Here is an 18,948-nt window from a genome sequence, read left to right as displayed (position 1 = left end):
AAGAGAATCATGTTGTTTCATAAATTAAACATTTAAATCTCTAGATTTTGATAAGTTATATTTTTAAATCGTGCTAGGCAAAAATGATGAAAATATTTGCAATAGTAAGTTTAGTTTTAATGCTGGGATTAACGGCATGCCAAAAAAGAGATACAGATACGAAAGAGCAGGATAAAACTACAACGCCACATTCCATGGATAAAGATCAGTAAGAAAAAGCTCGCCAAATGGTGGGCTTTTTCAAGAGTTAAAATGGTATAGTAGCGCTGTCATTTAAGTACTTTTTTCTATGTCTGAAACCTATAAATACATTTACACCCAAATTAGTACATTTGGATCATTACCTACACATAAAGTTCTTATAAGTAGTGTAGGAAGGAAGACAAAATTAGTTTTCGCTGATAATACTTTTGTTTATAGTACTGTTTCTGATTGGGCTTTAAGTCATTCGGGTCTTGATTCTAGGAAATCAATATGGTCTGAAGAGCCTAGGTCATTTTTAGACAGTGAAAAAACAAGATTAAGCATCTATAGAGCTTTACATCCTGCTTTTATCACTGAAGCAAGCATTGGTTAAACACTAGTATTTTGTATGCTGCTTATGTAATAACGGCTTATATTACAAATAAAGTTTGCTTTGTGCACGCTTAGGGCGTATAAAGCTAACTCGTTGATGCGGGATGGAGCAGTCTGGTAGCTCGTCGGGCTCATAACCCGAAGGTCGTTGGTTCAAATCCAGCTCCCGCTACCAACGAAAAAGATTCAAAGTTTATAGCCTAGTCTTCACAGATTAGGCTTTTTTTATGGCTAGTTAATTTTATACATAGCGGTTTCTAAGAACGTGCTTTTATACAAGTTACTGGAATGGTGTGTAAGCAGTGAAAGCACAGTATTTCTAGAAAACATCAGAGTTGTAAGTGACGTAAAACAGGTTTAAGTCTTATTCTGATTCTAAAGGCATAATGGGTTTTCCAAATAAACCAATATTTTTATCCCCCCATTGTTTTAATGCAACCAAAATAGGTGCTAAAGAAGTACCGAGTGTAGATAATCGATATTCTACTTTAGGTGGAACAACGGCATAAACCTTTCGTAGAATCAGTTGATCCTCTTCAAGTTCACGTAATTGTCTAGTGAGCATTTTTTGAGTGACATTTGGAATTTTCTTTCTCAGTTCATTAAACCTTAAAACGTCGTCTTCTAATAAATGCCACAAGATAATACTCTTCCATTTACCATCAAGTAAGCCTATGTCAGCTTCAACAGAACATCCTGGTGTGCAATCAAAACGTGAATGTTTTAGCTTACCCATTTCAATAGTATCCTTTTGGTAACTATAAGACGAATTTGTCTGTATAACTTAAAAAAGAATATTAAGTAAACTCAAATAACAAAACAAGAGGACAAGTGAATGAAGGCTATTTCTTATATTGACGGTATGGATCATGGATTTCAAAATCCACTGGTAGATATTGAAAAAACAATGCCGACCTTAAAAGATCGGGATTTGTTGGTTAAAGTCAAAGCGATCTCGGTTAACCCTGTCGATACTAAGGTTAGACGAAACCCAGTAGCAGTAGGCAACACACGTATCTTAGGATGGGATGCAGTGGGTGAGGTTGTTGAAGTCGGTTCTGGCGTGCAACATTTTAAAGTCGGAGATCAGGTCTGGTATGCAGGTGATTTAACTCGGGATGGGAGTAATGCGGAATATCAAGCAGTAGATGAGCGTATTGTTAGCTTAAAACCTCAAAGCCTGAGTGATGCTGAAGCTGCTGCGCTGCCATTAACCGCTATTACAGCGTGGGAAATGTTATTTGATCGTTTCAATGTTGATTTAGACAAATTTGATAATATTTTAGTGATTGGAGGCGCTGGCGGTGTAGGGTCTATTGCGATTCAATTACTCAAAGCGAAGACAAATTTAAGAGTTATTGCTACAGCATCTAGGGAAGAGACTAAAGCATGGGTTAAGTCTTTAGGGGCTGACTATGTCATCGATCATACCGAAGATTTAAACACGCAAATCAAAGCATTGGGTTTAGACGCACCTCGATATATTTTTTCAACCAATCAAACAGAAACGTATCTTCCTCAAATCTCTAAGCTAATTGCTCCACAAGGAAAGTTTGGCTTAATTGATGATCCGAAATCACTGGATATCGTTGAGTTTAAGTCTAAGTCAGTTTCTGTACATTGGGAGTTCATGTTTACACGTTCAATGTTCAATACTACAGATATTGAACAACAATCTCAGCTATTACATCAGGTTGCAGAACTGGTAGATAACCACAGAATTAAAACCACGCTGAATCAGACTTTAGGCAAAATTAATGCGAAAAATTTAAAACTTGCTCATGAACTGATTGAAACTGGCCGAGCGAAAGGAAAAATCGTTTTGGAAGGCTTTTAACTATAGTTTTAAGCTCAACTTAAATAAGTGGGTTAATTTTTAAGTTAAACACTTGAAACTATACAATTAGGATCAATATTCTCAGCAAGGCCATTCTAGGGTTCAGCGCACTAGGATGGTTGTCCTTTTTTCGAAATTCGTTTCACTCATGTACATATAATAAAGAGCTTTTGGAGTAATTTTTTCAATTCATTAAGGGCGAATTCAAACATGAGGTGCGACAGTTTCAAAAGCCATATGATAATCAACAAGCTGAGCAAATTTCTCTAATGGTGTAAGCCAATCTAACGCCTTTCTAGGACGAGTATTCAGTGACATGGCAACTTGATTTAAATAATGCTGATCTGCCTGATTTAAATCAATCCCTTTAGGTAAATATTGCCTAATTAAACCATTCATATTTTCGCATGTGCCTTTTTGCCAAGGTGAATGTGGGTCACAGAAATATACATCTATGCCTAAATCTTCTTCGAGTATTTTATGTTCTGACATCTCGCGTCCACGGTCATAGGTCAACGTTTTACGCAGTTCTGCAGGTAAATATTTCAGAGCTTCAGTTAAAGCCTTGCGCACTGATTCTGCCTTTGCATCAGGTAATGTTGCCAAGATACAGAGCCGTGTATTTCGTTCAATAAGTGTTGCTATCGAACTTTTATTGTCTTTACCTTTAATTAAATCAGCTTCCCAATGACCCGGTATTTTTCTTTCTTGAACTTCGGCTGGGCGCTCATGAATAGTTTTAATATCCTGTAATATAGAATCTTTTTTAGGTTCACCGTTAGCTTTTCGCTTTTTATTTTCATGACGCAGACAGGATAATAAGTCTTTTTTCAACTCACCCTTGGGTAATGCTCGTATCGTTGAATAAATCGTTGTATGGCTTACATTCATTGTTTGATCCAAATCAGGAAATGTCTTTAAACGCTTTGCTATTTGCTGAGGAGACCATAAACAACGGATCGCTTCAACAATAAATTTCCAGAGGATTGAATCGATTTTGAGTTTTCTGTGACCACGTCTACGTCTAGCGAAGGTGTTATCAGAAGCATATCGAGCTTGATAAACGTCATTGATGCTATTTCTTTTAAGCTCACGATAGATCGTACTAGGATGTCTTTTAATGAGTTCAGCAAATTTTCTGGCTGAAAAGCCTTCTTTTCTTGACTCAAGCATTAATGCAGTACGATCTTCAAAGTTAAGATGATGGTATGACAATTTTATATACTCCATAAACCCTTTAAATTAATTAGGTGGTTTATGTCGCACTTCAAGTTTTACTCTGCCAAGTATTATGTTGTAAAGAATAAAACACACAACTTTGATTTAATATATTATTCTCAGCATAAGTCTAGATAGAGCGCCGTGTAGCGCTTTATTCTTATTTAAGTTAAATCAAAACATTGCTTTGCGAGTATTAAAAATCTTAGGCACAGAAGATTTCGTATAATTGTGATTATTTGAACACCCAAGAGCTATTTCACTGTTCCTGCTTTTTGCATTTCTTGGTAAAGCTGATCAAGATAATGTTGTTGTTGGACGTTATCTTTAAAGTATCGTTGATAATTCACACTACAACTATCGATATCGGCGATATTATTGAGATTGAATGTCCAATCATCCGTATTTTTAACACGAATGCCTAAGTCATCACTACATTTCTGCCAAAGTTGAGAAAAACGTGTCTGTTTATTGCTTGGGAGTTGGTTGAAACGTGCATAAACGCTGAAGCCTTTCATTTCTGAGTTAAAATATTTGTGAATAAAACCAATGGGTACACCAGCCCAATTCATTGATTGATCTTCTGGGAAGGAAATCCTGATGAGTTTTTTTTCATTCAGTAATGAATCTTGTTGGCCTGATTTAAAATGTTGTTCTTCATATTCTAGTTTTGTGCCTATAGTTACATTGATCTTTTTCACGATCATTGGTTGTGTCGTGGTGTAATAAGGATAATCAGGCCTACCATTGCCGCCTGTAGGGTTCATATTGCCAACACATGCTCCCAAATTTGAGAGTAGGGCGATGCAAAAGATTAATCTAACTTTATTATTCATTATTGATCCTAAAAAAATTTTATTTAAAGGCTATTTTATTTATCCAGAATGAACCCATAGTACACCCTATGCGAGACGTTTGAAATTTCATCTCTAGCCTCAATGTTTTGGCTCAAGCTATTCTAAAGCTCAACATACGACTAAGGCTTTTTAGATGCTACAACTACTATTTTTAAGGACGATTCAATTCATTGCAGGGAACACTTAATATAATTAAAATTTATGACAGCTATAAATAACTTGAATATTTATTTTTTTCATGTATACTTGGCCTAACTAGAAAAAAGTAATGTTTAGTAAATCTTCTTTAAGTATCGCAGTTTTAGTCATAATCCTCCGTTGTTTCAGATCTTAAGCTCCACTTTTATTATTTTCAAAGTTACATCTAGTCATTTATTTTTGACTAAAATTATTAAAATTCAGCAGGATATATTATGTCTACTACAGTTACCGGTACAGTTAAATGGTTTAATGAAACTAAAGGCTTTGGTTTCATTCAACAAGAATCTGGTCCAGATGTTTTTGCTCACTTTCGCGAAATCGCTAGTTCAGGTTTTAAAACATTGCATGAAGGCCAACAAGTGTCATTCAGCATAGAGCAAGGTCAAAAAGGCCCAAATGCTGTAAATATTGTTGCTTTATAAGAAGCATTAAATATAAAAAAGCACTGAACAGTGCTTTTTTAATGACTAAAAATTATTAATTAAATAATTATTCCTTGTTGGAATATATGAAAAAAACTGGTGAAATTTGAAAAAACTTAATACATTAATTGCTAAATCTTCAAATGGTACTGAAATTATAGTCTCGTTAATTCCTCTAAATAAAATGCAAAATACCCGTGATGGCTTGAAATCTATTGAAGTGGGTAAGCGTGTGCTGCTTCAGTCTGGAATCGAAGTGGACTTAAATTTAGATGGTAGAACATTCTATACCGCTTTAAATCAATTATTTAAATTTAACTATAAAGTTGCCTAACTAAATATTTGATTATATTGTTTTTTAAATGAATTAATATTATAGGTATAGAAAAAATGTTAAAGAAAAATGTTACTGTCAAAGATCAATTCGGTACTGAATACTCTATTCAGGCAACTGTAGATAAAAACTCTTGCAGCACAATGTTGCATTCAAATTTAAGATATATCACTGTTGATGGCGAAGATATTCGTCCTGGTTTTGAAATGTTCTTCCAAAGTCTCAATAGCGGTAAAATTTTCAAGTTGATCTGAATGTTATTAGTTTTAATTTGGTCGTGATGACTAATACTACATTATCTTAATCAGCCCCAATTACTCCTCCTCAAATCTATTTGAATTATAGAACAGTTATTTTAGATAATTTGAAGAGGGCTATGTCAGGCAGAACACTTTTGTTAATAAGTGGTTTAATGACATAGCTAAAAAGTATTCCTAGCAAAAAATCTTTTGTGAATGGATAAATTGAATGATTTTTGTACTACAAATGGATTTTAGCTTAAGGTACTGAGTGTGGAAATATACAGTTACGTCCATTTGCTTTAGCAAGATATAATTGCTCGTCTGCTCTTCGTAGAACAGTTGTTTTAAGCTCTTTCCTTTTCCAAGTCACTACTCCAAAGGACATAGTCACTTCTTCAATCCTCGGAAACTTACAAGATTCAATGACTGTGCGTAGTCGATCAGCCATTTTCAAAGCTGAATCTAGTTTGATACTTGGTAATACGATTAATATTTCGTCTCCTCCCCAACGAATGAGAGTGTCCTTGCTACGCAAATTTTTGGAGAGCTCATGCATGACTTGTTGTAAGACCTTATCTCCTAATGCATGACCATGAGTATCATTAATGGTTTTAAAGTAATCGATATCAGCCAATAACACGCAGCAAGAGTTATCTTCATTGCACATGTCTTTTTGAATGGTATCTAGAAGATGTTCACCATAGCGACGATTAAAAATACTCGTCAAACTGTCGTAATTGGCCCACTCTTCAAGTTGACTCTTGATCTCGATATGATGATTAATATTTCTACCGATACTCACATTGTGTGTAATTGTGCCATTACGGTCTTTTAGAGGGGATGAAACGAGCTCTAAGAAATGCTTTTCATATACATGGTCTTTATTTTCAATATCCTGATTTTTTATTCTTTGTAGTTCTATCAGCTTTTGATCATGTGGATATAATTTTGTGATAGGTTCATCTTTTAAATCTGCTAGGGTGTAGCCCGAGAGTTCCTCTGCGGCATGATTCATAAATTTAATTTTAGCTTGATCATCCGTGATCACTATCGTATCGGGTGTTGTATTGATTGCTGCAACCAGCATCGCTTGATATTTAAGACTTTCGTTTTTTTCCGTGATATCTCGTTGAACGGATACAAAATGGGTGATTTCACCTGTTTCAGTTTTAATCGGGGAGATGTTCCACTCTACATCGTACGGTGTTTTATCTTTGCGATAATTAATCGTATGGTTATGGAAAAATAGTCCTTGAGATATGCAGTCTTTTAATTCCTGAATCACGGTTAGATCTGTCTCAGGCCCTTGTAAGATACGGGGCGATTGTCCAATTAACTCTTCTTCGCTATAACCTGTCATTTCACAAAATGCTGGATTGCAGAAAAGGATGTGTGGGCCATTATTCTCAAAGCATGCATTTGTAATGACGATCGCATTAAATGATTGCTGAATTGCCAAAGCCATTAAACTATTTAATTCAGTCGCTGTTAATTTTTTGTGTTCAGAATATTGAGGCATATTGGAGTGAATCACTATGTTTCTTTATTGTTGTACCTATTCTTATTAATATCATAAATTAGAATTTAAATTAATGAATAATGCTGATTTATAGTTTATACAATATAATCAACAACCTATAAAATGATTGATATGGTTGCCTATGTCATGTGCATGGAAGATGCAATTTATGGAACAATCTAAAAGATATTAGGGCTATTGCTACGGATATAATAATAAATTAAAGATAGCAGAATATTGTGATCAGAAAAGTTGATGTAGCACAAATGTTCAACCAGAAGTTTTACAAAGGATGTAAGGAATACTTGAAGGGATGAAGGATGTTGTACTTAAAAGTACTTTAATCTACAAGATGTTGGAAATAGTGGATAGGCAGGTAATTGATTTTTAAGGTTTAAGTAAAGCCTAGCTTGAATGAAAAGCTGAGCATTCTATTTTTTTTTACATTTTTCGCTTAAGCTTTTTTTAACAGCTCCGTTTTATAAAAATATTTAAAACTTAGGAAAAGCGATGAAGAATAACTATCCAAAACCTATAATAATCATGCATTGGATTACCCTTGCTTTAGTTGCAATGGTGTATCTGACTGCAGGTGATCCCACAATAACAGACTGGAAAGGCCAGATTCATGTTGCAGGTGGGATTTTAATATTTATTTTATTTTTTTTGAGATTGAGTTTTGTTTTTCTGTATAGAAAAAGTATTCCTAAAACTGAAATAATTAATTCTTATCAAATAGTGTTATTTAAAACGGTCAGATTTTTCCTTTACTTAAGCCTATGTATTGTTCCAATTGCGGGCTGGATGACATTATCGAGTTTTACTGATAATTTCCAAGTTTTATCGTTAAATTTACCGCTTTTGAGCACTGTTTGGGGGAGTGACTATATTGCAGATGCGCATCAATTTTTAGGGAATCTCTTTATTGCACTCGTGGGTTTACATGCCTGTGCGGCATTGATTCACCACTTCATTTTCAAAGATAATGTCCTAAAAAGTATGCTTTTTAAAAAATGATGTGATTTAGAGGCTATCATATGGTTGCCTTTTAGATTCGTCTGGCATTTTTATATTATGAGTATTTCGTAGTCACAGAACACATGATAAAAGATGAGCTGAAAGTGTAGATGCAGTATACTGTGCCGGTCGAAAAAGTGATGAATTCATATGTATATTGGTCCGTATCAACTGTCAAATAATTTGATTGTGGCTCCGATGGCAGGCGTAACTGACCGTCCATTTAGGTCTCTGTGCAAATACTTTGGTGCAGGGCATGCTGTCAGTGAAATGATGACATCAGACCAAACGTTACGGATGAGTAAAAAAAGCCTATATCGTGCTAATTTTGATGGTGAATTGGCGCCTATTTCAGCGCAAATTGCAGGATCAGATCCCAAAGAGTTAGCGGAAGCTGCACGATATCAGGTCTCAAATGGTGCTCAAATTGTGGACATTAATATGGGGTGTCCTGCCAAGAAAGTCTGTAATAAGCTGGCGGGTTCTGCACTTTTAAAAGATGAAGACTTGGTGGCTCGAATTTTGGATGAAGTTGTGGCTGCAGTTGATGTACCTGTCACACTTAAAACACGGTTGGGTTTCTTAAATGGTCATGAAAATATCTTGCGTGTAGCGAAACGAGCGGAAGAGGCGGGTATTGCTGCGTTAGCATTGCATGGGCGGACCCGTGAAGACATGTATTTGAATACGGCTCGTTATGATTTAATTAAAGAAGTAAAACAGCTGATTCGTATACCAGTGGTTGCCAATGGGGATATTGATAGTCCAGAAAAAGCGAAATATGTACTCGATTATACCGGTGCAGATGCAATTATGATTGGTCGCGCTGCGCAAGGGCGTCCATGGATATTTCGTGAAATCGCACATTATTTGGAAACAGGTGAACATTTGGCTGCACCAAGCATTCAAGAAGTAAAAGAAGTTCTACTTGGACATCTTGCCGAACTGTATGCATTTTATGGGGAATATTCGGGCTGCCGAATTGCACGTAAACATATTGCTTGGTACACCAAAGGTTTACGTTCAAGTAATGAGTTTCGTCAGAACATGTACAAAGTGGAAAGTACTACTGAACAATTTAAAGTGGTCGCAGACTACTTTGACCAATTACTCATTCATGGTGAAACCATGAATGACGTACAGGTTGAACAGGTCAATTTATTGGAAACTAAATAAATAAAGCTCGATTTATGGAGCTTTAAGTGAATAATATGACTTAATAGCTGACTTGTTGCATTTCAACCAACAGTTGGTTAATTAAGTCAGGGGCTTCCATGGCACGAATTTGCGAAACATTCGTGCCTGCCCAAAATGCACCAAAGCCTTGATCGCCTTGTTTGGTCGCTGCGGCATGTAATTGTTTTCCAAGATCATAACAGTACGGATAAGCAGCAACAGCAGGGCGGTTCGGTAAATCAATTTGAGTATGCCAGTGACCCAGTAAACCGCGAGCAGGGCGACCTGAAATACTGGCACTTATTTGTGTGATGTGCTCATGGAAAAGTGCATGACGGTAGGCCTCATTGGCATTCGATGTTTTGCATTGTACGAAAGCTGTCCCCAACTGTACCGCACTCGCACCGAGGCTTAACATCTGCTGAGCCTGTGTACCATTCATAATGCCACCTGCAGCAATAATCGGGCACCGACAGTGCTGCGTCAGAAGTTGTACGAGGTCGATCGTACGTAATGCGCTATCAAAATGTTCATTAAAAATCCCGCGGTGTCCACCTCCTTCTATGCCTTGAGCAATAATAAAATCAATCCCTGCTGCTTCAATGGCTCGTGCTTCCGCTAAGTTGGTTGCAGAAACCATGGTTAAAATGCCAGCGTCTTTTAGCGCCTGTATTTGGTGCGGATGCGGAATACCGAAGTGAAAACTGACGGCTTTAGGGCGAGTTTCAAGTACGACATTTAAAAAGTCATCATTGTCCAAAAAGCTAGGATAAATACAGTGCAGTTGAGTAGGTGGTTCTGCATCGTATTGTTCAAAATGAGGTCTTAAAAAATCAATCCATGTTTGTGCGATAGTTGGATCAAGTTCGATACTTTGATGACAGAAAAAATTAACTTGAAAAGGTTGTTCGGTCAGTGCTTGGGTTTTTAAAATTTGGCTACGTGCGGTTTCTGCGGTGTTTGCACCTAATCCAAGTGAGCCTAGCCCGCCTTGATTTGAAACCTCTGCCGCAAGCTCTGGTGTAGAAACACCAGCCATCGGTGCAAGGAAGATAGGATGTTTAATTTCAAGACGTTCTAATAATAAAGACATGTACTTGCTCCTTTTACATATAGACACTTTGCCCAAGCACTGCAAATTTGGCAAATAATATTCAGTATTTTCTCGAAAAATATCTAAATCAATCACGTTTATTTTTCGGTTTTTAGCGACAAGTCATGTCGTTGGGTATGTGTATTGGCAATGCTTTTAGTCTGAAATTTTTTATACTTTTATTTTAGATTTTACCGAGGATCGTCATGACCGATCGTATCCGCGAAAAGCTACAGATTCTAGCTGATGCAGCTAAATATGACGTGTCCTGTTCGTCCAGTGGTAGCAATCGTAAAAACAAAAACCAAGGTTTGGGAAATACAGGAAACGGTATTTGTCATAGTTATACAGAAGATGGTCGCTGTGTTTCATTGCTTAAAATTCTATTTTCAAATGTCTGTATTTTTGATTGTTCCTACTGTGTTTCTAGACGCTCTAACGATGTCAAGCGAGCCGCTTTTACTGTACAAGAAGTGGTGGATTTAACCATCAACTTTTACCGCCGCAATTATATTGAAGGGTTATTTCTCAGTTCAGGTATTTTTAAATCAGCTGATTTCACTATGGAGCGAATGCTGCAAGTGGTGAAAAAGTTACGTCTTGAAGAAAACTTTAATGGTTATATTCACCTAAAAACGATACCTGGTGCTTCCCAAGAGATTATTACCGAGGCGGGCTTATATGTAGACCGCATGAGTATTAACTTGGAAATGCCGACAGAAGTTGGTTTAAAACAGTTTGCACCAGAAAAATCGCATGCAGAAGTACAAAAGGATTTAGGTATTGTACGCGATCGCTTAATTCAGTTGACGGATGAGCGGCGTGTGATTCAACATGTGCCGAAGTTTGTACCCGCTGGACAAACCACTCAGATGGTGGTGGGCGCACATCAAGAAACAGACAAAGATATTATTTTAATGGCAGATCATCATTACAAAGTGTATCAGCTCAAACGGGTGTATTTTTCAGGCTATATCCCAATCAATGAACAGGAAAAAATGCTTCCTGTCGTGGGTTCTGCACCGCCATTATTAAGAGAAAATCGGCTGTATCAGTCGGATTGGCTCATGCGTTTCTATGGTTTTGATGCGCAGGAAATTGTGAATGATCAGCATCCGAATTTAGATTTGGACATCGACCCGAAGCTAAGTTGGGCATTACGTAACCCTGAGCATTTTCCTGTTGATATTCAACATGCAGACTATCGTATGATTTTACGTGTTCCGGGTATAGGTGTTCAATCGGCTAAAAAAATTGTGCAAGCTCGTCGTTTTGGGCAAATTCATATCGATCAACTAAAGCGTATGGGCATTGCTTACAATCGGGCACAGCATTTTATTCGCTGTGCAGATACGCCAAAGTTTAAAAAAGAACAACAAGCGAACCAGATTCGGCAGCATATTTTGCAATCGGGGCAATCCAAATATCAAAAACAGCTTTCGCCTCAACTGGGCTTCGGTTTTTAGTATGTCGATATATCGTTTTGATCGAACCATGACTGGACTACTGAGTTGTGTATATAGAAGCTTTCAGTTTAAAGATTTTGACGTCAAGCTTGCATCTAACAATTCCCAAGCCAGCTTGTTTGATGAGTGTATTGAGGTTGCTTCAAATGACGAACACGCAGAGCGAGTTTGGCGAGGGTTAAAGCAAAAAATTACGGCTGAAAGTCTACGATCTTTTTATTATTGCTTTCTGTCTGAGCAGGAACAGGCACATCAACATCTTTTTAATTTCTGTATCTATGTATTTAAAAATACACATGCGGTAGATCGTAACTATGCGCATACGGATGTATTGGCTGTTTCGCACTGGGCCAAACAAGTGGGCAGGGAAAAGCATCGTATGGAAGCTTTTGTTCGCTTTAAAAAATGTAAGGATGGATTGTTTTTAAGTCTGGTACAGCCAGATTTTAATGTTTTACCGTTGATAGAACGGCATTTTAGAAACCGATATGAAGATCAAAGATGGTTGATTTATGATGAGAAAAGAAATTTTGGGATTTATTTTGATTTGACAGCCGTCCATCAGGTGAAGATGGATGTGGATCAAATTGATCATGCACACAAAGTCGGACACAGTCAGTCCTTTAATGTTGAATTAGATGATGATGAGCTGTTGTATGACCAGTTATGGAAAGATTATTTTAAAAGTATCAACATCAAGGCAAGAACAAATATCAAACTACATGTGCAATATGTTCCTAAACGCTACTGGCGTTATATGAATGAAAAAACAATCTAGCGAGATGCAAGTATGGCGTTGACTCATCATTTCTATGATGTTTTAGGCCGCTATGGGAAGGAGAACAGACGTTAAACAATTCATATTAATTAAAAAAATAAGCTGTTGCACCTGTAGACTTGAAGCACAACCATCAGTAATAGTGCATTTGAGTAGTGGCTCAGAGAAAAATGTGCAAGCTTAAAGTTGATGATAAATGATGCTGTAAATAGTAAAAAGCCCATTCAATCCATGGGCTTTTTACATTTTTAATAGGTAGATTGTTAACGCTTATCGTGTTGTTGACGTTAAACATGCACATTAAATAGGGAGCCAATCCAACTGGCAAACAGCATCGCGAAAATCCCCCATAGCGTCACACGAAATGCACCTTTCCACATAGATGTCCCAGAAAAGTAACTTGATAAAGCGCCTAAACCGAACAACGATAGTACCCCTGTAAGAGCAACTGACTGAGTTAGATAACCTTGAGGGCTTAAGAGAATGGCCAGCATAGGAAACAGAGCACCTAGTGAAAAGGCGAGGGCAGAAGAACCCGCGGCTTCAAGTGGCTTGGCACTGGTATTTTCATGGATGCCTATTTCATCACGGGCATGTGCAGACAGTGCATCATGTGCGCTGAGTTGCACCGCGACTTCATGTGCTAGCTCGGGTTCTAGTCCACGTTGTATATAAATTTGAGTCAGTTCTTTAAGTTCTAAGTGCGGGTTTTTATCTAATTCCCTAGCTTCATGTTTTAAATCGGCTTCTTCAATATCCGATTGAGACTTCACCGAAATATACTCGCCCGCAGCCATAGAGCTTGCACCTGAAATGAGCCCTGCAATACATGTGATGAGTAAGGTATGGCTGGTTGCGCCACTGGCCGCCATCCCCATAATCAAACTGGTCACTGAAATGATGCCGTCATTGGCACCCAAAACCGCTGCACGTAGCCAACCAGTACGATGAATTAAATGAGGTTCAACATGGTGAGAATAGGACATGACGATAGATCATCCTCAAATTTTAAAGTTATGATTTATTTAATAATGCACGTTTCATCTACTATAGCACAGCCCATAAAAAAGCCTCCGAGTGGGAGGCTTTTTTGAGTTTAGAAATATTATTGCGCTTTTTCTTTCACATCAGCAGCACCTTGTTCTACGGCGCCAGCAACATGAGCTGTTGCTTCTTTAGAGGCATTTTTAACATCTTCAGCAGCAGCTTCAGTTTTCGCAGCAGCTTCGTCAGCGGCAGCACCAATTTTTGCAGATGCTTCATCTGCAGCTTTTTGAGTGTCAGATACAGCTTCACTTGCAGCTTGGTTAATGTCATGACCTGCTTGTTCAGCAGCATTTTCAAGGTGTTCACCTGTCGTTGCACCTGTTTCAGGTGCTTTTTCTTTTGAACAACCCACTAAAACAACAGCAGCAGCAAGACCTAAAGCAATAAGTAATTTATTCATTTTCATATCCTTTTCGTTTTATACCCAAAAGTAGGGGTTGGGCAAAATATAATCTACTTTGAATGTAAAGCAGACTGCATTATTGTTAAAAAAATGTAATTTTTTATAAAAAACAGCGTGATAAAAAGGCTTATAAGCTGAGTTACCTATAAGCCTTTAGCAGGGAGGCGTCTGAGAGGATTACACGCCAGAACGAATAATATAATCAAAAGCAGATAGAGATGCTTTCGCGCCTTCACCTGTGGCAATGATGATTTGCTTGTATGGCACAGTCGTACAGTCACCTGCGGCAAATACACCTTTGACATTGGTTTCGTTGCGATCGTTAATCATAATCTCATTACGGTTTGAAAGCTCAACAGCAGTCTCTTTTAAGAAATCAGTGTTTGGTAATAAACCAATTTGCACAAAGATTCCTGCAAGCTCAACCGTATGTTCTACATCAGTTGCACGGTCTTTATATTTCAATGCCGTCACTTGTGAACCATCACCCACAACTTCGGTCGAGAGTGCATTCAGGATCACCGTAGTGTTAGGCAAGCTATGCAATTTGTCTTGCAACACTTGGTCGGCACGTAGTTTGGTATCAAACTCAACCAAAGTTACATGTTCAACAATCCCAGCAAGATCAATCGCAGCTTCGACACCGGAGTTCCCCCCGCCAATTACTGCTACACGTTTGCCTTTAAACAGTGGACCATCACAGTGTGGACAGTAAGCAACACCACGAGTGCGGTATTCTGCTTCGCCTGGCACATTCATTTCTCTCCAACGTGCACCTGTTGAAAGAATCACTGTTTTAGATTCAAGCTTCGCACCATTTTCTAAAGTGACTTCAACCAAGCCATTTGCTGTCTCATCCGCACCTTTGATGTTAGAAACACGTTGTAAGTTCATGATGTCCACACCGTACTCACGTACATGTGCTTCCATTTCAGCAGCAAACTTCGGCCCTTGAGTCTTTTGAATCGAGGTATAGTTTTCAATGTCCATGGTATCCATGACTTGACCACCCATACGTTCAGCCACGATCCCTGTTTTAATGCCTTTACGTGCTGCGTAGATGGCAGAGGTATTTCCTGCAGGGCCACCACCAATCACTAAAACATCAAAAGCATCTTTGGCATTGAGTTTTTCAGCTTCTTTGGCAGCGGAATTGGTATCCAGTTTGGCAATAATTTCTTCCAAGGTCATACGGCCTTGACCGATATGGTTATTGTCTTGGAACACCATCGGTACAGCCATAATTTTGCGCTCTTCGACTTCGTCTTGGAAGAATGCACCATCAATCATGGTTGCTGTCGTGCCCGGATTGTAAATGGCAATCAGGTTCAACGCTTGCACCACGTCTGGGCAGTTATGACAGCTTAAAGAGACAAATACGTCAAAGTCAGACTGGATGCCCAAAGCTTTGATTGAGGCCAAAACTTCATCAGATACTTTGGGTGCATAACCTGAGGTCTGTAACAATGCCAAGATCAAAGAGGTAAACTCATGTCCCATCGGTAAACCCGCAAAGAACACACGTGGTTGTTCACCGGCTTTTGCTACACCAAAGCTAGGTGCACGTGAGTTTTGACCATCAAAACGTGCAGTCACCAGTGGAGACAGTGCTGCAACTTCTTCAACCAATTCTTTAATTTTGTCTGATTTCTCAGAACGGTTCAAAGTCGCAACCAATTCAATCGGACCTTCTAGGCGTTCAAGAAGTGTTTTTAATTGAGCTGAAGTATTTTGATCTAACATTGTTAAGCTCTCCAAAGCAGTCTGTAAAATTATTTGATAGAAGAATCATAGAGTAAATCTAAAAATAGATAAAACAGTTTGTTTTTATTTTAATAATCGGTTTTATAGATTTAAAGATGTTTTCTTCAATCATTTCATAAAGCTATATGGGGGATTTAAATGATTCTTCAAGTGATTTGCAGTTTAAGCCGTATAAATTAGGTATGATCGAGACAGTTAAAAAATAGGGAAGCAAGCGATGCAATTACAGCGCGGTATCTATCAGCATTATAAAGGGCAACTGTATCAAGTTTTACATGTAGCGACACATAGTGAAACCGAAGAAAAACTGGTGGTTTATCAGTGTTTATATGGTGATTACTCGATTTGGGTACGTCCACTTGTCATGTTTACTGAAACGGTAATGCTAGAAGATGACCGTGAAGTTGAGCGCTTTAAGCTGATTCAAGAAGTATAAACGAAGCTAAGTAAAGTAGAGGGGGATTTGATGATGCATGCAGAATTTTTGAGTAAAGTATCGGCTTTATATCAACGCTTTCAAGAACATGACAGTACGCAAGCAGATCGTATTGCGCGCTTTCGCAATATTGAGCCTGAGTCTGCACAATTTTTGGCGCAACTGGTTCATATTCAGCAGCCTCAGCAGATATTAGAAATAGGAACATCAACAGGTTACTCAACCTTATGGTTGGCTTATGCAGCGCAACAAGTGAATGCTCGATTAACCACTTTAGAAATTGATGCTGGGAGAAGTCAACAAGCCGCTAGCCATCTTGCGGATTTCAATTTATCCAATGGTGTTGAGTTTTGGGTGGGTGATGCAGCTGAATATTTGAAGCAGTCGCAAGCCATCTTTGATTTTATATTGCTAGATGCTGAACGTGATGCTTATGTCGACTATTGGCCAGATTTGAAACGACTAATGTGTGTTTCACGCGGAGTTTTGGTGGTTGATAATGTTCTATCGCATGCAGATCAAGTCACGGACTTCATCGCGATTATTCAGCAGGACGAGCAGTTTAACCTGTCTACATTAGCGATTGGTGCCGGCTTGTTGGTGGTGACGTGGGATCATGAAAAACAATCAGGATAAATCCTGATTGTTTGAGATTCAAAAATTAATGAATACTTAAGCGCGTAAAGTGCAAATCATATTCTAAATATTTATGAACAAAAGCTGTTTTATTATTACATCGAACTAAGTTGTTATAAATAAATTCAGGCACAGGGTGGTACAGCTCGCCTGAACCATCGGCATAGAAAATTTTTAAATAGCGTGTGGAAGCATTGTATTTCCAAGATGTTACCGCAATTGTCCCCATAAGCGACTCCCCATCATTTACATGGAATCACAGCAATGTGGCTGCTTAATTTAAACTTATGCCAAACTTAAAAAGTGAAGTATTACAGTTTTGTAAATAAAAAACCGTACATAAAGTACGGCTTTTTTAAGTGATCAATTAACGCATTTTCGCAAGGAAACGACCTACTCGGGTAATAGCTTCACGTAGTTCATTTTCAGCAGGTAAGAACACCACACGGAAATGATCTGGTGTTGGCCAGTTAAAGCCTGTGCCTTGAACCAGAAGTACTTTTTCCGCACGAAGTAGATCAAGCATCAGTTTTTCGTCATCTTGAACTGGATAGATTTCTGGGTCCAATTTCGGGAAGCAATACATTGCGCCTTCAGGTTTAACACACGATACGCCTGGAATGTCATTCAACATTTGCCAAGCGATATTACGCTGTTCGTATAAACGACCACCTGGGCGAATTAAATCATTGATTGACTGGTAGCCGCCTAAAGCAGTTTGAATGGCATACTGAGCTTGGTGGTTAGCACACAAACGCATAGAAGCGAGCATGTCTAGACCTTCAATATAGTCGACTGCACGAGACTTATCGCCTGTGATTGCCATCCAGCCTGAACGGTAACCCGCAATACGGTATGCTTTAGATAAACCATTGAAAGAGATACAGAGTTGGTCACCAGCTAATGCTGCTACAGAAACATGTTCAATACCGTCATAAACGATTTTGTCGTAAATTTCATCTGCAAACAAAATCAAATCATGCTTTTTAGCCAATGCGACGATTTGCTCAAGTACATGGCGTGGATAAACTGCACCTGTTGGGTTGTTTGGATTGATAATCACGATACCACGGGTACGTGGTGTGATTTTACTCTCCATATCCGTAATATCGGGATACCAAAAGTTTTCTTCATCACATTTATAATGAATAGCTGTACCGCCTGAAAGATTTACCGCAGCCGTCCAAAGGGGGTAGTCAGGCATTGGCACGAGCATCTCGTCACCATCATCTAACAAGCCTTGCATGGCCATCATAATCAATTCAGAGACACCATTTCCGATATACACGTCATTGACATGCATATCTAAGATGCCTTTTTGCTGATAGTACTGACAGATGGCTTTACGCGCAGGGAAAATCCCTTTTGAGTCGGTATAACCCACTGCATTTGGCAGGTTTAAAGCCACATCATTAATAATTTCTTGAGGAGCTTCAAAACCAAACGGTGCAGGGTTACCAATGTTGAGTTTGATAATCTTATGGCCGGCTTCTTCCATTTCATTGGCCGCTCGTAACACTGGTCCACGGATGTCGTAGCATACATGCTCGAGCTTAGACGATTTTTTTATTTCGCGTGGGGTTTGGAGAGTGTTCGGCATTTTGATGTTCTCGGAAAGAGTGGAGGTCACTTTTGCATAACGGTATAAATAGCTTTTAAATGTTTCAGTTGTCACCAGGTCGAGATCATGTTCATCTCTGAGTAAAGCAACAATTTTTTCATGCGTAAAACCCACCTGTTGATATTGTTTAATCACAGGCAGTAGATGTTTAAAAATAACGCTCTTTTTTTGCGACATTTTTTTAATCCTGAGCAAGAATGTCAATAAGACTAACACTAAATTTGCTCACAAAAAAGCATTTAAGAAAATAAATTGCTTACCATTTTTATTAATTGCTTTCTTTTTGCTTTTATTGGAATTATAGG

The 18,948-nt window shown here is 38.2% G+C and carries 22 protein-coding genes and 1 tRNA gene; 13 read left to right on the top strand and 10 right to left on the bottom strand.

From position 1 onward, the window contains the following. The first annotated feature begins 86 nt into the window (after nt 1–86). From ACSC9N_RS08940 to ACSC9N_RS08930, 3 genes are all read left to right on the top strand, one after another. Complete coding sequence (locus ACSC9N_RS08940; protein WP_017397253.1) at nt 87–212, top strand: hypothetical protein; 126 nt, start codon at nt 87–89, stop codon at nt 210–212. 77 nt (nt 213–289) lie between these two features. Beyond that, nucleotides 290–577, top strand: coding sequence for a hypothetical protein (locus ACSC9N_RS08935; protein WP_081241755.1), 288 nt, complete (start codon nt 290–292; stop codon nt 575–577). A gap of 97 nt (nt 578–674) precedes the next feature. Further along, nucleotides 675–751: transfer RNA gene (locus ACSC9N_RS08930), tRNA-Met, on the top strand. Nucleotides 752–940: 189 nt separating this feature from the next. Here the strand turns inward: ACSC9N_RS08930 and ACSC9N_RS08925 are convergent. Further along, the gene (locus ACSC9N_RS08925; protein ID WP_010326557.1) at nt 941–1,312 is read right to left on the bottom strand and encodes a winged helix-turn-helix transcriptional regulator; all 372 of its coding nucleotides are present in this window, start codon (nt 1,310–1,312) and stop codon (nt 941–943) included. Nucleotides 1,313–1,411: 99 nt separating this feature from the next. On the opposite strand from ACSC9N_RS08925, the gene ACSC9N_RS08920 reads away from it, so the two are divergent. Continuing rightward, the gene (locus ACSC9N_RS08920) at nt 1,412–2,413 is read left to right on the top strand and encodes a zinc-binding alcohol dehydrogenase family protein (RefSeq protein ID WP_010326558.1); all 1,002 of its coding nucleotides are present in this window, start codon (nt 1,412–1,414) and stop codon (nt 2,411–2,413) included. A 204-nt stretch (nt 2,414–2,617) separates the two neighbouring features. On the opposite strand, the gene ACSC9N_RS08915 is transcribed toward ACSC9N_RS08920, so the two are convergent. After that, complete coding sequence (locus ACSC9N_RS08915) at nt 2,618–3,643, bottom strand: IS30-like element ISAba125 family transposase (protein ID WP_004994718.1); 1,026 nt, start codon at nt 3,641–3,643, stop codon at nt 2,618–2,620. Nucleotides 3,644–3,885: 242 nt separating this feature from the next. Further along, on the bottom strand, nt 3,886–4,467 hold the full coding sequence (locus ACSC9N_RS08910; protein WP_395475183.1) for a hypothetical protein: 582 nt from the start codon (nt 4,465–4,467) through the stop codon (nt 3,886–3,888). Between the two features lie 434 nt (nt 4,468–4,901). Between ACSC9N_RS08910 and ACSC9N_RS08905 the strand changes: the two genes are divergently transcribed. The 3 genes from ACSC9N_RS08905 (at nt 4,902) to ACSC9N_RS08895 (ending at nt 5,699) form a co-directional block, all read left to right on the top strand. After that, nucleotides 4,902–5,111 carry a cold-shock protein gene (locus ACSC9N_RS08905; protein ID WP_004693506.1) on the top strand — a complete coding sequence of 70 codons (210 nt, stop codon included), beginning with the start codon at nt 4,902–4,904 and terminating at the stop codon, nt 5,109–5,111. Nucleotides 5,112–5,217: 106 nt separating this feature from the next. Continuing rightward, nucleotides 5,218–5,445, top strand: a complete 228-nt coding sequence (locus tag ACSC9N_RS08900) for a hypothetical protein (RefSeq protein ID WP_004980159.1) — start codon at nt 5,218–5,220, stop codon at nt 5,443–5,445. 56 nt (nt 5,446–5,501) lie between these two features. Then, nucleotides 5,502–5,699, top strand: a complete 198-nt coding sequence (locus ACSC9N_RS08895) for a hypothetical protein (RefSeq protein ID WP_010326560.1) — start codon at nt 5,502–5,504, stop codon at nt 5,697–5,699. Nucleotides 5,700–5,943: 244 nt separating this feature from the next. Here the strand turns inward: ACSC9N_RS08895 and ACSC9N_RS08890 are convergent, their stop codons facing one another. Beyond that, a complete protein-coding gene (locus ACSC9N_RS08890; protein ID WP_010326561.1) occupies nt 5,944–7,206 on the bottom strand; it encodes a sensor domain-containing diguanylate cyclase in 1,263 nt (420 codons plus the stop codon). 510 nt (nt 7,207–7,716) lie between these two features. Here ACSC9N_RS08890 and ACSC9N_RS08885 point away from each other — a divergent pair. Both ACSC9N_RS08885 and dusB read left to right on the top strand, forming a co-directional pair. Then, complete coding sequence (locus ACSC9N_RS08885; protein ID WP_029575006.1) at nt 7,717–8,223, top strand: cytochrome b; 507 nt, start codon at nt 7,717–7,719, stop codon at nt 8,221–8,223. A 150-nt stretch (nt 8,224–8,373) separates the two neighbouring features. Beyond that, on the top strand, nt 8,374–9,399 hold the full coding sequence (dusB, locus tag ACSC9N_RS08880; RefSeq protein ID WP_004980152.1) for a tRNA dihydrouridine synthase DusB: 1,026 nt from the start codon (nt 8,374–8,376) through the stop codon (nt 9,397–9,399). A 40-nt stretch (nt 9,400–9,439) separates the two neighbouring features. On the opposite strand, the gene ACSC9N_RS08875 is transcribed toward dusB, so the two are convergent. Beyond that, a complete protein-coding gene (locus ACSC9N_RS08875) occupies nt 9,440–10,492 on the bottom strand; it encodes an NAD(P)H-dependent flavin oxidoreductase (RefSeq protein ID WP_010326563.1) in 1,053 nt (350 codons plus the stop codon). Nucleotides 10,493–10,698: 206 nt separating this feature from the next. Here ACSC9N_RS08875 and ACSC9N_RS08870 point away from each other — a divergent pair, with 206 nt between their 5' ends. Continuing rightward, on the top strand, nt 10,699–11,958 hold the full coding sequence (locus tag ACSC9N_RS08870) for a putative DNA modification/repair radical SAM protein (protein ID WP_010326564.1): 1,260 nt from the start codon (nt 10,699–10,701) through the stop codon (nt 11,956–11,958). Between the two features lies 1 nt (nt 11,959). Then, on the top strand, nt 11,960–12,736 hold the full coding sequence (locus ACSC9N_RS08865) for a TIGR03915 family putative DNA repair protein (RefSeq protein WP_029575007.1): 777 nt from the start codon (nt 11,960–11,962) through the stop codon (nt 12,734–12,736). Nucleotides 12,737–13,023: 287 nt separating this feature from the next. On the opposite strand, the gene ACSC9N_RS08860 is transcribed toward ACSC9N_RS08865, so the two are convergent. The 3 genes from ACSC9N_RS08860 to ahpF all read right to left on the bottom strand — a co-directional run bounded on the left by ACSC9N_RS08860 (nt 13,024) and on the right by ahpF (nt 15,929). Next, a complete protein-coding gene (locus tag ACSC9N_RS08860) occupies nt 13,024–13,722 on the bottom strand; it encodes a VIT1/CCC1 transporter family protein (RefSeq protein WP_010326566.1) in 699 nt (232 codons plus the stop codon). Nucleotides 13,723–13,841: 119 nt separating this feature from the next. Beyond that, nucleotides 13,842–14,183, bottom strand: a complete 342-nt coding sequence (locus ACSC9N_RS08855; RefSeq protein WP_010326567.1) for a hypothetical protein — start codon at nt 14,181–14,183, stop codon at nt 13,842–13,844. A gap of 180 nt (nt 14,184–14,363) precedes the next feature. After that, a complete protein-coding gene (gene ahpF / locus ACSC9N_RS08850) occupies nt 14,364–15,929 on the bottom strand; it encodes an alkyl hydroperoxide reductase subunit F (RefSeq protein ID WP_010326568.1) in 1,566 nt (521 codons plus the stop codon). A gap of 238 nt (nt 15,930–16,167) precedes the next feature. Between ahpF and ACSC9N_RS08845 the strand changes: the two genes are divergently transcribed. Then, nucleotides 16,168–16,386: a DUF1653 domain-containing protein gene (locus tag ACSC9N_RS08845; RefSeq protein WP_010326569.1), complete on the top strand. Its 219-nt coding sequence runs from the start codon at nt 16,168–16,170 to the stop codon at nt 16,384–16,386. A gap of 30 nt (nt 16,387–16,416) precedes the next feature. Then, nucleotides 16,417–17,022, top strand: coding sequence for an O-methyltransferase (locus ACSC9N_RS08840; RefSeq protein WP_010326570.1), 606 nt, complete (start codon nt 16,417–16,419; stop codon nt 17,020–17,022). A gap of 25 nt (nt 17,023–17,047) precedes the next feature. Here ACSC9N_RS08840 and ACSC9N_RS08835 read toward each other — a convergent pair whose 3' ends face one another. After that, entirely contained in the window at nt 17,048–17,251 is a 204-nt protein-coding gene (locus ACSC9N_RS08835; protein WP_004980128.1) for a KTSC domain-containing protein, read from the bottom strand. Between the two features lie 138 nt (nt 17,252–17,389). Then, entirely contained in the window at nt 17,390–18,820 is a 1,431-nt protein-coding gene (locus ACSC9N_RS08830; protein WP_010326571.1) for a pyridoxal phosphate-dependent aminotransferase, read from the bottom strand. Nucleotides 18,821–18,948: the final 128 nt, after the last annotated feature.

Source organism: Acinetobacter sp. PC34, assembly GCF_051789135.1.
In the GTDB taxonomy this organism is placed as follows: domain Bacteria; phylum Pseudomonadota; class Gammaproteobacteria; order Pseudomonadales; family Moraxellaceae; genus Acinetobacter; species Acinetobacter johnsonii.
This window is presented reverse-complemented; position numbering and strand designations above follow the sequence as displayed.

Bases quoted from the DNA above. Each gene is read 5' to 3' on its own strand.
- ACSC9N_RS08940 (WP_017397253.1), top strand. From the start codon at position 87: ATGAAAATATTTGCAATAGTAAGTTTAGTTTTAATGCTGGGATTAACG.
- ACSC9N_RS08935 (WP_081241755.1), top strand. From the start codon at position 290: ATGTCTGAAACCTATAAATACATTTACACCCAAATTAGTACATTTGGA.
- ACSC9N_RS08925 (WP_010326557.1), bottom strand. From the start codon at position 1,312: ATGGGTAAGCTAAAACATTCACGTTTTGATTGCACACCAGGATGTTCT.
- ACSC9N_RS08920 (WP_010326558.1), top strand. From the start codon at position 1,412: ATGAAGGCTATTTCTTATATTGACGGTATGGATCATGGATTTCAAAAT.
- ACSC9N_RS08915 (WP_004994718.1), bottom strand. From the start codon at position 3,643: ATGGAGTATATAAAATTGTCATACCATCATCTTAACTTTGAAGATCGT.
- ACSC9N_RS08910 (WP_395475183.1), bottom strand. From the start codon at position 4,467: ATGAATAATAAAGTTAGATTAATCTTTTGCATCGCCCTACTCTCAAAT.
- ACSC9N_RS08905 (WP_004693506.1), top strand. From the start codon at position 4,902: ATGTCTACTACAGTTACCGGTACAGTTAAATGGTTTAATGAAACTAAA.
- ACSC9N_RS08895 (WP_010326560.1), top strand. From the start codon at position 5,502: ATGTTAAAGAAAAATGTTACTGTCAAAGATCAATTCGGTACTGAATAC.
- ACSC9N_RS08890 (WP_010326561.1), bottom strand. From the start codon at position 7,206: ATGCCTCAATATTCTGAACACAAAAAATTAACAGCGACTGAATTAAAT.
- ACSC9N_RS08885 (WP_029575006.1), top strand. From the start codon at position 7,717: ATGAAGAATAACTATCCAAAACCTATAATAATCATGCATTGGATTACC.
- dusB (WP_004980152.1), top strand. From the start codon at position 8,374: ATGTATATTGGTCCGTATCAACTGTCAAATAATTTGATTGTGGCTCCG.
- ACSC9N_RS08875 (WP_010326563.1), bottom strand. From the start codon at position 10,492: ATGTCTTTATTATTAGAACGTCTTGAAATTAAACATCCTATCTTCCTT.
- ACSC9N_RS08870 (WP_010326564.1), top strand. From the start codon at position 10,699: ATGACCGATCGTATCCGCGAAAAGCTACAGATTCTAGCTGATGCAGCT.
- ACSC9N_RS08865 (WP_029575007.1), top strand. From the start codon at position 11,960: ATGTCGATATATCGTTTTGATCGAACCATGACTGGACTACTGAGTTGT.
- ACSC9N_RS08860 (WP_010326566.1), bottom strand. From the start codon at position 13,722: ATGTCCTATTCTCACCATGTTGAACCTCATTTAATTCATCGTACTGGT.
- ACSC9N_RS08855 (WP_010326567.1), bottom strand. From the start codon at position 14,183: ATGAATAAATTACTTATTGCTTTAGGTCTTGCTGCTGCTGTTGTTTTA.
- ahpF (WP_010326568.1), bottom strand. From the start codon at position 15,929: ATGTTAGATCAAAATACTTCAGCTCAATTAAAAACACTTCTTGAACGC.
- ACSC9N_RS08845 (WP_010326569.1), top strand. From the start codon at position 16,168: ATGCAATTACAGCGCGGTATCTATCAGCATTATAAAGGGCAACTGTAT.
- ACSC9N_RS08840 (WP_010326570.1), top strand. From the start codon at position 16,417: ATGATGCATGCAGAATTTTTGAGTAAAGTATCGGCTTTATATCAACGC.
- ACSC9N_RS08835 (WP_004980128.1), bottom strand. From the start codon at position 17,251: ATGGGGACAATTGCGGTAACATCTTGGAAATACAATGCTTCCACACGC.
- ACSC9N_RS08830 (WP_010326571.1), bottom strand. From the start codon at position 18,820: ATGTCGCAAAAAAAGAGCGTTATTTTTAAACATCTACTGCCTGTGATT.